Raw genomic sequence first — 14306 nt, 5'->3', positions numbered from 1 at the left:
TCACACATTCTGATATCCATTTGGATGACTTTTATGCCATTTCCATGCCGTACCGATAATTGTTTCCAAATCTGCATATTGCGGATTCCATCCTAACACTTCCCTTGCTTTTGCACTGGAAGCGATCAACATAGATGGATCTCCTGCTCGACGTGGTTCTTCCTTCGCCGGAATTGGATGTCCTGTCACTTTTCTTGCAGTTTCCACAACCTCTTTTACCGTAAAACCAACTCCACCTAATACTAAAATGCTACCCATAACCATTCCTCCTTGTCTTTTTTGAGTATCTTACATCACTTGAATTCCACCATATTTGCGAATTTTAAGTACATCACAAGCACCATCTCCAAACACCTTTTCCATCTCTGTTTTATATAATGTAACAATATCATTTGGTACAAATGCCTGTATTGTTCCGGCAAAGCCACCACCATGCACCCTGTTTGCTCCCTGCACGCCTAAAATCATATCACTGACAGCCAATGCAATAGAAACATTCTGATGTTCCACATCATGGCACACATACACATTCTGCAAATACTTATAAGAAGAATCACCTGACTCTTTAACTAATCTTAAAAATTCTCCAAATCTATTCTCTCTCAATGCTGCCACTTCTTTTTGCACACGCTCATTTTCACACACATAGTGAATTGCTCTAAGTGCTGCTCTATCACCAGCCTTTTCCCTGATTCCTGGCAAATTTGCAAGTATTTCTTTTTTTGAAACTTGTCCAAGCACTTCTTTTCCAAGACAGGCTGCTGCTTTTTTCATTTCTTCCGGAATTGCTGCATACTCCGCTGTCAAATCAGCATGGGAGCCTTTCGTATCTGTAATACAAAGACTATATCCCTGAGCATCCAGATCAAACTCAATCCGCACTACAAAAGGTGCGGTCGGATTCTGAAAATTGATATGTGCCAAGCTGCCTACAGAGCATGCCATCTGATCCATCAAGCCACAAGGTTTTCCAAAATATACATTTTCCGCAAACTGTCCAATCATAGCGATTTCAATCGGCGAAATTTTACCATCATTAAACAGATAGGATAAGATGGTTCCCATCAACGTTTCAAATGCAGCCGAGGAAGATAATCCCGCTCCGATCAGCACATCACTGGTGACAAAAGCCTGAAAGCCTCCTATCTGATACCCATATTCTTTTGTTTTTGCTAATACCCCTCGAATCAGTGCATTTGTTGTTACCGCCTCGTCCTCTCTCCTGTCCAGATCATCCAAATCTATCGTAATCAATTCATACCCATCCGATATAACTTTGACGCATGGTTCTTTTAATTTCTGCACAATAGCAATCGCATCATTGTTGATGGACGCCGCCAACACCTCTCCACATTGATGGTCTGTATGATTTCCACCAATCTCGCTTCTTCCCGGTGCACTAAAGACAGATACCTCACCTTCGCCAAAATGTACCGTATAACTCTCCACTGCTTTTATATAACGATTTCTTTCATACGATATCTTCTTTTCATCTACATAGATATCTTTCAGTTTTGCATCATACAATCCATCTTTTAATTTTTTCACTAAATCCTGTGTCACCACAAAACCATCTCCTTTTCTTTTTTGATCTTTGCATTTGTCTCCTCCACATTCATTCTGGAAAGGATAAACATAATAAGTACATCAAAGATCAGTGGCAGCCAAAGATACATAAACTGCATCATATTCAACGCGGACTGTGGCTGTACAGCATGTGTTCCCACATAGCCACTAAGTTCTAAGAGCCATCCTACGACCGCCGTTCCAATACCTCCGCCAATCTTAACGCCAAGTGAAGTACAGGAATACATCGTACCCTCCACATGCTTTCCCCGTGTCAGGTAGGTATACTCGGAACAAGATGCGATCACTGCATTCATGTCTCCCTGCCAAGGTCCCTGTCCTAATGCTGCTAATGCTGTAAATGCCATCATCAAAGGAATACTTCCCATATATCCGGCAACAACAACAAGAGCTCTGCCAATCACGGCAAGGATGTAACCTCTCAAGTTCAGCTTATACATACCATTCCACTTTCCAACCAGTGTTGGTGTAAAGATTAATGCAATGATAAGAGGAATGTTTACCGCCCAGGCAAATTGTCCAAACAGATTTTTGTTTTTCAAAACCCAGGTCATATAATAAATACCGGCACCGATCATTGCACTGTATAACTGCTGCAAAATATAAGTACCACAGATCATCAGATAAAATTTATTCTTTACCAGCAGCTTGAATGCTTGAACCAGCCCATATTTTTCCTCTTCACCTGTTGTGTCTCCTTCATTTAATTCCTCTTCCGGAAGTTCTTTAACAGATAATGTGGAAATAGTATTCACAACTAATCCGATCACTGCATAAATAATTGCAACCATACGCCATGCGGCTGCATCTCCACCACATTTTGCAACAAATCCAACAGTAACTGCTTGAATCAGAAGACTGGTTGAAAAAGCAAAAATGAAACGGTAAGAACCCATCTGCACACGCTCCTTACTGTTCTTGGTAACAAGTGATGTCAGAGCAGAATAAGCAATGTTATTTGCCGTATAAAACACGCCATTCAACAGCGTATACGCAATAAAGAACCACGCATACTGTGCCGTCCTGCCAAGACTTGTTGGAACTGCAAAACAGGCTACCAACGTAATTGCACAACCAATGTAACCATACAGCATCCATGGTCTTGCCTTTCCCATCTTACTATGCGTCTTATCAATCATTGATCCAAAAAAGATATCTGTAAATCCATCGAGTAATTTGGAAACGGCAATCAGTGTTCCCACTATACCGGATGCCAATCCAATCGTATCTGTCAGATATACCATCACAAATGATGTCAGGAATGCATACACTACATTTCCCGCAATATCACCAGAACCGTATCCTATCTTGTTGTACCATTTTAAGTATTTCTTTTCCTCCATAAGAATCGCCCCTTCACTATTTGTTATTTAGAAACCATTTGCTTTGATTATCAGTGTCTTGTATTATCCTTTTACAAACGGAACTAATTCAAACTGAAACTGAAATGCTTCCTCATCAAACCGATATTTATCCATGACATCCGGTCCGCAGCTATTTGAACCAATTCCATTCATTGCATAATCCATACAGAATACGGTGCTATCCGATTCTTTCAATTCATAATTGTGCGATACCCGTTCCAACTCCTCCTGTGTATAAACAGAAGCGTTAAACGAAAATGGATTCTTTGAAACTGCTGCAATTCCACATTGACCATTTGTAAGCTCTACATAATCACAGTCATAATGGCTTCCATTCTCCTGTGGACGAATATAATCTTCATGCATCTGAGCCACCTTCGAACGGAACAATCCATGACAGGAAGCCTGGTGTTTATCCCTGTAGCTTTCCTGTGGTCCCATTCCAAAATAAGTAATCTCATCCATTTTCTTATTCAAAAACATCCGAATTCCAAACCTTGGCAGATCCGGGAATTCTTTATCTTTTACTGCCTCTATAACCGCCTCTATTTTCCCGTCTTCATTGATCTTCCATGTCATTTCCACATCCAAAATCTTTTGTACGGTATCAGCTACTACTGCCAGATGCTCCATGATCAGCACACCGTGCTTGTTCTGAAGCACCTCTATACGGTATGCTCTGGTATAGGCAGCATCATAATGTGCCTTTTCCCATTCCAGTTTTATATACATATCGTTATCCGTCGGAGCCCGCCAAATATTCAATTCCATTGGATGGTTAATATAACTTCTTCCGGCAAACTGCATGTCCTCAAACAATCCGGTACGCTTATCTAAAACATAAGTAAAATCCTTTGCCTGTAACACGAGCTGCTTATCGTTTTCCTTAACAGCAATGGTTCCGATTACTTTTTCCTGCTCCAGCCACTTTACAGCCTGTCTGTTTCTATCATCCTCATTTGCAAGCTTCATTTCATCAAAACCTAATTCATACCCCCGTTCAAGCAACGGCATTTCCTTTTTCAACCGGTAAATAAGCTTCAGATAAATCTTACCGGTATTTGGAACCTGCAGCTTCAACTCCACTTCCGCATCGCTATGGGGTGATGCAACAACATTTGCCAGTTTTCCTTTTTCCACAGTCAAGCCATCCTGTGTCATTTCATAGAAAATATCCACATAATCCTTCAAATCATCAAAATCCATATAATTGTGAAGAACCATCTGTCCGTTTTCTTGGTCATAAGATACGATTCTCACCGGACGATAGACATTTTTATATTCCAGCAGTCCCGTATGCGGCGTACGATCCGGATAGACCAGCCCGTCCATACAGAAATTGCCATCATGAATGGTTTCTCCATGATCCCCTCCATAATAATATCTGGTCTTTCCATTTTCTGCCGTTCCATGTGCGATTGCATGATCACACCACTCCCAGACAAACCCGCCACACATCCGGTCATCCTTATGAATCATCTGAAAATAATCTTCAAAATCTCCCGGTCCGTTTCCCATACTATGGCAGTATTCTACCAGCAGAAACGGTTTGCTTCCGTCATTTTTCAGATAATCCTCTATCTCCTGCAGTGACGGATACATCCGGCTGTAAAGATCCAAATTGTCATAATTATAGGTAATATCATAATTACGGTATCTTGCACTTTCGTACTGCGTGATCCTGTCCGGATCAAACTTCTTTGTCCATGCAAGCGCCTTTTCAAAATTACATCCATACGCACTTTCATTTCCCATAGACCACATTACAATGCTTGGACGGTTTTTGTCTCTCTGCACCATAAGCTGGACACGGTCCACAATTGCCTTTTCCCATGCCGGATCATCTGCAATCTTTTCATTCCAACGGTGAAAACGGTTTTGGTCTGTATCCTCCTTCCGGTACAGCATAAATGGTCCATGTGCCTCAATATCCGCCTCGTCAATCACCATAAATCCATATTCATCGCACATCTGATAAAAATATGGTGCATTTGGATAATGACTGGAACGAATCGCATTAAAGTTATGCTGCTTCATCAGCATCAGAGCCTTTTTGATCTGCTGGATACTGATTACAAACCCCGTCTCCGGATCAGAATCATGGCGGTTGACTCCACGGAATTTAATCTTTTCTCCGTTAAAATAAACAACTTTGTCCTTAATTTCAATCGTCCGGAAACCAATCCGATCAACGATCACTTCATCCGGCATTGTCAAAATAACCTGATACAAATAAGGATTCTCCGCATTCCATAAAACCGGATTTAACACGGTCAGTTCTAACACACCACTCTCTGCTGTTTCCCCTCTTGCTACGACTGCTCCATATTTATCTTCTATAGTAACTTTCGTTTCCACTGGTTCTGCAAAATGCATATCCAATTTCACAACAACGCTGTCTTTTTCTACATCTGTCGTAATGTAATAATCTCTGATTGTCTTTTCCGGTCTTTTCAGCAAATAAACATCTCTGAAAATGCCACTCATCCGAAACTTATCCTGATCCTCCAAATACGATCCATCACACCATTTGAGCACCAAAACCGCTAATGTATTTTCCCCTTCATTCAACAAGTCTGTTACATCAAATTCACTGGTAGCGTGAGGCACCTGACTGTATCCGGCATAAGCACCATTTACCCATACATAAAAACAGCTATCGACACCTTCAAAATTCAGAAATGCTTTTGATGCCTTTTCTTCTCTGTGATATTCAAAGTTATGAACATATGCTCCACATGGAATATCCTGTGGCACATATGGTGGATCGAATGGAAACGGATAACGAATATTCGTGTACTGATGCGTGTCATAACCATCCATCTGCCATACACTCGGAACAGTTACCTGATCAAATCCGGAAACATCATAGCCTTTCTCATAAAATGATTCCGTTACGTCATAAATGCTGTTATAATACTGAAACTTCCACTCTCCGTTTAACAGCTGAAAACGATCCGATCTTTCCCGATGCTCCACTAAATCATTCATACGAACTGATGCCGGAATGTAATATGTCCTTGCCGGCATTGTCTTGTCATGCATAACATTCAAATCTTCATAAAAGCGTGGTACGAGCATTGTGTAATCCTCCTTTAATATATATTTTTTTATTCACCGCATTAGGCAATCAATAAAATACCTTCTGTGTCTCATTATCTTCCGTCCTTGTATTACCTTGAAACCATCATACATTTTTGCAAAGAAAATGTCTATAAACAGAAATGGACAAAATATGCACAAAATGATACACTAAAGTGAATGCAGTTTTATCCACAGACCAATATTGACTGCTTGCAGTCAGACATTGGTCTGTGGATAAAACTATATGAGCGCAGCTCTCACCGAAAAAACCGCAGGTTTTGAGGTGGCATTCACTTTATAACTCCGGTTCACCATTGACTGCTAACAGTCAGATATTTCACTTTCTAAAGGAGGACTCAAAATGTATATAAATTCCGGTTATCACAACCACTCCCTTATCGACTTCAAGGACAAAAGCCGACCACTTATTGTAGGAAGCTGTGGCACCTATCGCCTATCCTCACACCCAAAGCTTCCAACTTATCGTCCCAGAGGAAGACTTGACTTTCAAATCATCTATATAGCAGCCGGACGAGCTCATTTTCATTTTGACAACGCAGATGACGATACTGTCGTTACAGCAGGAAACATAGTACTTTACCGCCCCAAGGAATTCCAGAAATATGAATACTATGGCATTGATAAAACAGAAGTTTACTGGGTGCATTTTACCGGAAGTGATGTAAAGAACATTTTAAGAAATTATGGTTTCCCGAATGACCAGCGTATCTTTCATGTAGGAACCTCTTTGGAATATGAGCGTGTTTTCAAACGAATTATTTTAGAATTACAAAGATGTCAGGAGGACTACGAAGAAATGCTGACACTACTGCTACGCCATTTACTGATTATTTTTCACCGGGAGCTTACTCGTAAACATGTACTAAAAAACGAATACCTCGATCATGAAATGGATACTGCAGCGTCCTATTTTAACGAAAACTATAACCGTGATATCAACATCGAAGAATATGCTACTTCCAGAGGAATGAGTGTCAGTTGGTTTATTCGGAATTTTAAAAAATTTACCGGTACAACACCAATGCAGTTCATCACCTCCATCCGAATCACTAATGCTCAGATGTTATTGGAAACCACAAATTACGCTGTAAATGAAGTTGCACGCATTGTCGGTTATGATAACCCACTGTATTTTAGCCGACTGTTTCATAAACAAAAAGGCTGTTCACCATCTGAATATCGAAAACTTTTAAAATGAACCAATAAAAGAGGCTCTTTGAGTGAATGATTCTCATTAGAGTCTCTTTTAATCCTATCATGTTATTTACGGCACTCTACTTTCCCTTCATCTCCATCCACATCTTCTTTTTCTGCAGCACCCGTCCTTCCTCTATCTCCGGGCGGATGAGCAAGTATTTCATAATTCATATCGTCCGGATCGGTACATGAAAAGTCGTGCATTAATTTTCCAACTTCGTCATCTCCCCGATATTTTCCGTTCACATATAGAATATGCGCATCCAACAAACTGCTGTTATGTCTCGCCCTTTTTACTCCTGCTCCCTTATCTGACCTCTGAATTTCACAATCGAACTCTTTACCTGTATTGTCAACTGCATGAACATCTAAAATAGCAGAACGCCCTTGCAAATTTTTCATGGAATCCTGCACCCGAATCGATTTGATTGTAATATCCTCTTGCCCCAAAACAATTCGAAGAATAAGTTCTACAGCCTCATAATTATCTTCCAGACAGACAGTCATTTTTGAAAACTAATATTTTTATGAATTTAGTGCTACTGTTCCGTTTCATCTTGTGACGCCTCCATAAATCCTTTCCAGTGCGGCAAGAATACCTTCTTCATGTTCTTCTCTAATATTCCAGTTTTTTCTACAAGACTGCTTCGCTTTTTTTTGCTCTTTGTCCCAGCCTTCGTACATGGTAAACACTTTCATTTCCTGTTTTTTCATTTTTCGATGATTGCTATTCTGCATATGCAGCCATATACCATCCATTTCTTCAAACAATACCGGAATGACTTTTTCACCTTGCGCCCGGTCTGCATGCATTTCTTTTACAGCATACTGTTCTTCTTCATCAATCCGCTCTCCCAGCCGCTGCATCATATTCCAGACGCCACTGCTACTGATGGTTTGTCCGCATGTATTGCTGATGGTTTCTGCCGTTACACGATAAGGTGCCTCTGTTACAGTCATTGCTATCTTTTCTGCAAGATTGGTTGAAATCAGACCAATCTTATCCATTTGCATGGCTTCATCCAACAGATAGACATATGCCGTTTCTCCCTGTTTGGTTTTTGTGCGATATACCGTTCGTCTGTACTCCACTTCACCGTACACGGTTTTGATACTGGTTTTCCGCTTTCCTTTTCCTCGATAGGTTTTTTTGTCACGGCTTTCTGCCAACTTGGCATCATAGGATTCAAGGACCTGCTGGGTGATCAGGCGACCAAGTTCACAAACATAATCATATATTTTTTGCTCCAACATCTTGAAAGATACTAAGTTTTCGTCTACAATGGATTTCATCATACAGTCTCCTTTATCTGTTTTTTTCGCAACTAACATAATAAAGAAAAACTGTATGATTGGGAAGAGGGAATTTCCTTCTTCCCTTTTTAATTACTTATTTTTGCCAATGAAAATTATACACTAACAAATGTTTGATATCAGCAAAGACTCCACCTCTAAAAGAGCAATGGCCGGATGAACATTTGTCCACCCGGCCATTTTGCACCATATATTGGTTTTTTGTATAAAGATCTTCTTTCTATGGTCTATCTTAGCATTTTTCGAAAATCCACTGCTGATTAGCATTTCCATAGTATGACCACTGACATACATTTGCTCCATCGGATTTGCTCCAGTTATATACATCTAATGCTTTCTTATCACTGGAAATCTTTGTAACGATACCATATGCATTGGAATTACCAATCTTAACTGCTTTGAATCTCTGTGCATTTGCATTGTTTGCAGAATATGTCTGAATATTCTGGCCATCGTTGTTTGCACCATACTGTACATCCAACATGTAGCCATTACCATTCTTCAATGTGAAGTAACCATCACTGGTATTAGTCACATACCATTTCTGTCCCCGAACACCTGTTCCAGTTCCGATTTCAACGTTAACGCTGTTTCCTCCCTGATTATTCTTAACCTGAAGATATTTTTGTGCATTAACATTCTTGATGTAGTACCAGCCATTGCTGATAGTAGAACTTGAACTGCTTGGTGTTACAGTTGCCTGAGTCACTCCCGAATCCTTATACGCCTGAAGAACAGACCAATATGCAGTTTTTGGATTTCCAATGGTAGAGAACAACAATGGTTTTTGTCCTTTAATCCAGGTTACATCATCTGCTAGTCCCCAAATAGTAAGACCTGTAATCTTTCCTCCGGCTTTCTTAATACTAATCACATTCTTCATCAGACTGTACAAATAATTTGCCAAATCCTGATCTCCTTTGTTGGTTGCATCCAACTCGGTAATCTGTACTTCAAAACCTGCATTTACAAAGGACTGAACTGCCTGTGTATAATAAGCCACACTTGGATATGATGTTGACAGGTGAGACTGCATACCCACACCATTACAAATCTTGCCATCTGAGTTGATGTAATTAATCATTGTGATTACATCATTTACTTCCATGTATGTATTGAAGTCGTTATAGAAAAGACTTACTTTATTTGTTAAACCGAAGTATTTGATACAATCATATGCATACTGGAACGCATGTTTTACAAAAGCTGGTCTTGTTGTACGCGCACCATAAATCTTCTCCCAACCGGATGTTGTTGCATGAAGATACTCATTTACTACATCCCAAGCATATACACAACTACCATACTTGCTTGTGTATACGTGGTTCATAACAGTCTTAATGTAGTACTCCATACGTTTGTTCATCTGATCCTGTGATACATAACCATATTTGGTAGAATATCCTACACGGAAAAACCAATCTGGTGTCTGGCTATGCCATACAAGTGTATGAGCACGAACCCCAATTCCGTTCTCATAGCAAATTTTCAAAACTTTGTCTACCGTGTCAAAATTGATTTTTGGCACATAGGATTCTGTAAAGGAACCGGATACATAGTATCCAAGATTCTTTGCGGAGTCTCTTGTAATCAAGGATGGAGAATAACCCAACAATGCGTCTGGTTTCATCTCATTCTCCAATGTAATACTGTTGTACTGTGACTTAATGTGTGCCAATGTACTCGAATTCTGCAACTGGCTTAATGATACGCAGTTTCCTGATCTTCCAAATAAAGAACCATACGTACTTAATAAACTGCTCGAAGCTGCCGAACTCCTCTTATCACTACTACTTGGCACTAAAATTGACCCCAACATCAATACGCATAGCAATACACTACATGCCACACGGTAAATCCTGTTTTTGCTCATTGCAAAAAACCTCCTTCTTATTTATTTTACTCTAGTATAAAATAATTTGAACAAATCAAAAATGCACTATTCTGTTCTTTTACTGTACTATTTCCGTCTTTAGGATTTAGCACTATATTTTTTCTTATTCAAAAAAACTTGACAAATTTTTTATTTTATAGTGCTATGGTGTTATACTATAAGAGGGTGCATTTTTATGGCATATTTCTTAAAAAAAACAAAGAACAAAAAAGGATTATATCTTCAGATTTACGAAAGTTTTTATGACCCGGAACGTGGTCACACTGCTCACAAATCTTATAAGCCGATTGGATATGTCCACGAATTACAAGCAAAGGGGATTGATGATCCCATATCTCATTTTAAGGAAGAAGTTAATCAGTTGAATCAGGACTTTCAGACAACGAAGAATGCCAAGAAAGCTCTTCAAATATCAGATGAATCTCCTGAAAAATTGATTGGCTATTTTCCGCTTAAAAATATCAACGATAAACTTTCGGTCAAGAAATACATTGACCTGATGCAGACGGCTACTGATTTCCGTTTTAATGTTTTCGATATGATGTCATCTCTTGTTTATGCAAGGCTTGTTCACCCATGCTCAAAATCCAAAACATATGACGAAGTAATTCCAAAACTTTTTGAAACATATGATTTTTCCTTAAACCAGCTTTACGACGGCCTCGAATATATTGGCTGCGAGTACGAAAAGATTATCGAAATCTACAATCATCAGATTCATCAGCTCTATCATTTTGATACTTCGCACACCTATTTCGATTGCACAAATTTCTATTTCGAAATAGATAAAGAAGATGATTTCAGAAAGAAAGGTCCTTCTAACTGTAGTAGGTCTGACACCAGTTTTGGTTGATGTATATTTTTCAACCAGTTCCAGCACTGTCATATTCCCGCCATTTGTTGCAAGCTGCTCGAAATGATCTGCCTGGATTTTCTTTTCCACAGGCTCTTGATTAAAAATTTTTATTTTTTCGGTTAATTGAATGTAAGTAATGCAAAATTGTCAAAATGACAATACTGTATTACATGGGTGGATCTTGCTCTGGTTGTAACGCATGAATTCATACAATAATAGACCCAAATGGGCACTTTCACCATTCGAGCCTATATATTATGTGTCTTTTGGATAATAGCTAAAAAAGTAGCTGTCTAGACGGTATGTTTTTATCACAAAATTGATTTTATTGAAATTGGATGTAGATTTGCTGAATTTCTTTATCCTCTTAAAATTTACAATATTACACTTGTCTACTATTGTAAATTTCTGAGATAATCCAGTCGTAAACACTTCTTACATAACTATATTCGTCAACTGGAACACTATATGATTCCTTGGATAGTTTATTCTTAATTGCACTCAATCTAAGAATTCATTGTGTCTTAGCTTCTTTGCCTTGGTATAGGTGTTTTTAGGAAGGCCTTTAACTAGCCAAGATGTACCAAAATATTCCTGAAGACTACCAGATATAATAGTTTTTAATTTGTTCTCAATCTCGCACAACAATTACCGTATTCAAACAAAACTGACTCCGTTAGAAAAACGAAATCAGTTTGTTGCTTAAAATTTAATTATTCTACCATAGACCTGTTTTTTTGTGCTGTCTGCACAACTTGGGGCAGTTCAATTCGAGAGAGGTTATCACTTTATGCTTTATTCTTATTTGACCTGTAAAGCCTGGTCTATGAGTTTTTCAAGTGTCTTTGCTTGATTTTTTTCAGTGATTGCACCAACGATTGGCTCGCCTACAATGTTGCCGTTCTTGTCGACAACATATGTTGTTGGGTAAGAGAAAATGCCTGATGTGAACTTGCCTGCATCGCTGTTTGAATCAAACCAAATGTTCTTGTATGTTACACCTTTCTTTGAAAGGATGTCCTTTGCTTCTGAAATTGCTGTCTTGTCCCCGTCAATTGTGAATGTGTTGATGCCGACAACCTGACCGCCTTTTTCAGCAAGTTTCTTGTTGAGTGCTTCTAATTCCGGAAGTTCGCCGACACATGGCTTGCAAGTGCTGAACCAGTAGTTAACAACTGTTACATTGTTGCTTTTGAAAAAGTCACTGCTCTTTATATCGTTGCCATCAAGGTCCTTGCCGTCGAATGACGGAAAACTTGTTGCGCCACCGCCGTTTGAAATAACGCCGTTGCTGTCAGCCGGAACGCTGTCACCGTTTGAAGGTGCATTTGCACATTCAGGATATTTTTGCTCCAAGATTGTGAGTTTGCCCTCAATTTCCTTGATTTGTTCTGCACCGGCAACGAGTTTTTTGTATTCCTCATCTGTGAATTGGTCCTTTGCACCCTCAATTGTCTTGAGAAGGAAGTCACCGTAGTTTGTGCCGTCCTCAATCATTGGATTGTCTTTGTTTGAAGCCATAAATACTTTTTCCCAAAGAGCTTTGTCTGTTGACAAGATTTCGTTTTCTTTTTCCATAAGCTGATTGTGGAGCTTTGAAGCCTCGTCAGCGCTGTTCGGTTCTGTTGCCATCAAGGTTGAAATACTTGAATCTATTGACTGTTTTTCGTCTTTGTTGTTTTTTGATGTTGAGCAAGCAATGAGGCTGATTGCCAATACAGAAACTAATAATACTACTGTTAAAATTTTTGAAAATTTCATAATTATTCCTCCTTTATTGTTTCGTTTTTGTTTGTTTTGTTTTCAATTTTTGCGTTTTCGTCTACTGTTTTTCTAAACAAGCCAAAGCCGTATTGAAAGCTAACCGCTTCGGTAGGACAGGCACTTATGCACTTTCCACATCGGATACATTCGGTGCTGTTAGGTGTTTTTGTAACATCAACATCCATTTTGCACACCTTTGCACATTTACCGCACGAAACGCATTTGTGCTCGTCTACCTTCATCCCAAACAGCGAAACCTTGTTGAACAGTGCATAGAATGCACCGAGTGGGCAAATCCATTTGCAGAACGGTCTGTAAAACAGCACGCTCAAAACGACTACCGAAATCAGCACAACAAGTTTCCACGAAAACAGTTGTCCCAATGCCGAACGGATACCTTCGTTGACTGCCGAAAGTGGCAACGCACCCTCAAGCACACCTTGCGGACATATATATTTGCAGAAATATGGATCGCCCATCCCCAAATCATTTACTATGAGCACCGGTAATAAAACAACTGCCAACAGCAGTACTGCATATTTGATATATGTCAGTGGCTTGAGTTTTTTTGTTGAAAACTTTTTGGTCGGGACTTTGTGCAACAAATCCTGTAACCAACCAAACGGACACAAAAATCCGCAGATAAAGCGTCCGAGCAGAACTCCCAACAAAATGAGAAATCCTGTTATATAATAGGAAAACTTATATTTTGACGAACCGACTACCGCCTGAAATGAGCCGATTGGGCAAGCACCCGATGCGGCAGGACAGGAATAGCAGTTCAGACCCGGCACACAAACGGCCTTGCCTTTGCCTTGATAAATTTCGCCTTTAAAAAAGTTTGGCAGATGAATATTTGTCAGCAGAGTTGCTCCTGCCTGAATCCACCCTCGGAATTTGGCTAATTGGTTTGATGCCGTATATTTTTTCTTATTATGGTTTTTATTCTTTGTTTTCTTTTTATCCAATTCCTACACACTCCAAACAAAGCCTGATTGCCTTGCTCAAAACGGTTTCAGTTTCGCCACGCATTGCGCCGAAGCCGAGCATAATAGCTCCCGAAATAAGCAGTACTGCCTGTGATAAAGCCTTTTTTGCTCTGGTCAATTCAATCACTCCTTTCATTTTCTAGCGTCATTGTAGCACATCGGATATAAAATTTTCGTTAAGAACAGAAATTTAACACAGATTTTATGTTTTTGTGCTATAATTATAAATATACTTT

At 39.4% G+C, this 14306-nt stretch carries 11 protein-coding genes and 1 pseudogene; 2 read left to right on the top strand and 10 right to left on the bottom strand.

The genetic code is table 11. The features are described from left to right. From DW005_RS10165 to DW005_RS10150, 4 genes and pseudogenes are all read right to left on the bottom strand, one after another. Positions 1–240, bottom strand: a pseudogene (locus DW005_RS10165) (UDP-glucose 4-epimerase GalE); the annotation flags it as partial. Positions 241–288: 48 nt separating this feature from the next. Then, positions 289–1566 (bottom strand): galactokinase family protein, encoded by a 1278-nt coding sequence (locus DW005_RS10160; RefSeq protein ID WP_117479224.1) that lies wholly within the window; start codon positions 1564–1566, stop codon positions 289–291. After that, positions 1560–2930 carry a glycoside-pentoside-hexuronide (GPH):cation symporter gene (locus DW005_RS10155; protein ID WP_117479223.1) on the bottom strand — a complete coding sequence of 457 codons (1371 nt, stop codon included), beginning with the start codon at positions 2928–2930 and terminating at the stop codon, positions 1560–1562. Before DW005_RS10155 ends, DW005_RS10160 begins: the two co-directional genes overlap by 7 nt. A gap of 63 nt (positions 2931–2993) precedes the next feature. Then, positions 2994–6032, bottom strand: coding sequence for a glycoside hydrolase family 2 TIM barrel-domain containing protein (locus DW005_RS10150; protein WP_117479222.1), 3039 nt, complete (start codon positions 6030–6032; stop codon positions 2994–2996). A 364-nt stretch (positions 6033–6396) separates the two neighbouring features. Between DW005_RS10150 and DW005_RS10145 the strand changes: the two genes are divergently transcribed. Continuing rightward, positions 6397–7254 (top strand): AraC family transcriptional regulator, encoded by an 858-nt coding sequence (locus DW005_RS10145; RefSeq protein ID WP_117479221.1) that lies wholly within the window; start codon positions 6397–6399, stop codon positions 7252–7254. A gap of 62 nt (positions 7255–7316) precedes the next feature. Here DW005_RS10145 and DW005_RS10140 read toward each other — a convergent pair whose 3' ends face one another. The 3 genes from DW005_RS10140 to DW005_RS10130 all read right to left on the bottom strand — a co-directional run bounded on the left by DW005_RS10140 (position 7317) and on the right by DW005_RS10130 (position 10440). Beyond that, complete coding sequence (locus tag DW005_RS10140; RefSeq protein ID WP_181975025.1) at positions 7317–7655, bottom strand: hypothetical protein; 339 nt, start codon at positions 7653–7655, stop codon at positions 7317–7319. A gap of 150 nt (positions 7656–7805) precedes the next feature. After that, positions 7806–8549 carry a UPF0236 family protein gene (locus tag DW005_RS10135; protein WP_181975024.1) on the bottom strand — a complete coding sequence of 248 codons (744 nt, stop codon included), beginning with the start codon at positions 8547–8549 and terminating at the stop codon, positions 7806–7808. Between the two features lie 250 nt (positions 8550–8799). Beyond that, positions 8800–10440, bottom strand: coding sequence for an endo-1,4-beta-xylanase (locus DW005_RS10130; RefSeq protein WP_242989420.1), 1641 nt, complete (start codon positions 10438–10440; stop codon positions 8800–8802). A gap of 196 nt (positions 10441–10636) precedes the next feature. Between DW005_RS10130 and DW005_RS13860 the strand changes: the two genes are divergently transcribed. Beyond that, complete coding sequence (locus DW005_RS13860) at positions 10637–11314, top strand: hypothetical protein (protein WP_181975023.1); 678 nt, start codon at positions 10637–10639, stop codon at positions 11312–11314. A gap of 804 nt (positions 11315–12118) precedes the next feature. Here DW005_RS13860 and DW005_RS10120 read toward each other — a convergent pair. From DW005_RS10120 to DW005_RS10110, 3 genes are read right to left on the bottom strand one after another with little or no spacing between them, the layout of a single operon-like run. Further along, positions 12119–13078 (bottom strand): TlpA disulfide reductase family protein, encoded by a 960-nt coding sequence (locus DW005_RS10120; RefSeq protein WP_117479219.1) that lies wholly within the window; start codon positions 13076–13078, stop codon positions 12119–12121. Between the two features lie 2 nt (positions 13079–13080). Further along, positions 13081–14049, bottom strand: a complete 969-nt coding sequence (locus DW005_RS10115) for a 4Fe-4S binding protein (RefSeq protein WP_117479218.1) — start codon at positions 14047–14049, stop codon at positions 13081–13083. Continuing rightward, on the bottom strand, positions 14042–14206 hold the full coding sequence (locus tag DW005_RS10110) for a CD1871A family CXXC motif-containing protein (RefSeq protein ID WP_104802871.1): 165 nt from the start codon (positions 14204–14206) through the stop codon (positions 14042–14044). Before DW005_RS10110 ends, DW005_RS10115 begins: the two co-directional genes overlap by 8 nt. Between the last annotated feature and the right edge of the window lie 100 nt (positions 14207–14306).

The sequence above is a fragment of the Clostridium sp. AF36-4 genome (assembly GCF_003435975.1).
Classification (GTDB): domain Bacteria; phylum Bacillota; class Clostridia; order Lachnospirales; family Lachnospiraceae; genus Eubacterium_F.
Note: the sequence above shows the minus strand (reverse complement) of the source record. Positions and strands in the feature narration are given on the sequence as shown.

What these genes read in the sequence shown, in the direction of transcription:
- DW005_RS10135 (WP_181975024.1), bottom strand. Translation starts at nt 8,549, where the DNA reads ATGATGAAATCCATTGTAGACGAAAACTTAGTATCTTTCAAGATGTTG.
- DW005_RS10155 (WP_117479223.1), bottom strand. Translation starts at nt 2,930, where the DNA reads ATGGAGGAAAAGAAATACTTAAAATGGTACAACAAGATAGGATACGGT.
- DW005_RS10130 (WP_242989420.1), bottom strand. Translation starts at nt 10,440, where the DNA reads ATGAGCAAAAACAGGATTTACCGTGTGGCATGTAGTGTATTGCTATGC.
- DW005_RS10110 (WP_104802871.1), bottom strand. Translation starts at nt 14,206, where the DNA reads ATGAAAGGAGTGATTGAATTGACCAGAGCAAAAAAGGCTTTATCACAG.
- DW005_RS13860 (WP_181975023.1), top strand. Translation starts at nt 10,637, where the DNA reads ATGGCATATTTCTTAAAAAAAACAAAGAACAAAAAAGGATTATATCTT.
- DW005_RS10145 (WP_117479221.1), top strand. Translation starts at nt 6,397, where the DNA reads ATGTATATAAATTCCGGTTATCACAACCACTCCCTTATCGACTTCAAG.
- DW005_RS10140 (WP_181975025.1), bottom strand. Translation starts at nt 7,655, where the DNA reads ATGAAAAATTTGCAAGGGCGTTCTGCTATTTTAGATGTTCATGCAGTT.
- DW005_RS10120 (WP_117479219.1), bottom strand. Translation starts at nt 13,078, where the DNA reads ATGAAATTTTCAAAAATTTTAACAGTAGTATTATTAGTTTCTGTATTG.
- DW005_RS10150 (WP_117479222.1), bottom strand. Translation starts at nt 6,032, where the DNA reads ATGCTCGTACCACGCTTTTATGAAGATTTGAATGTTATGCATGACAAG.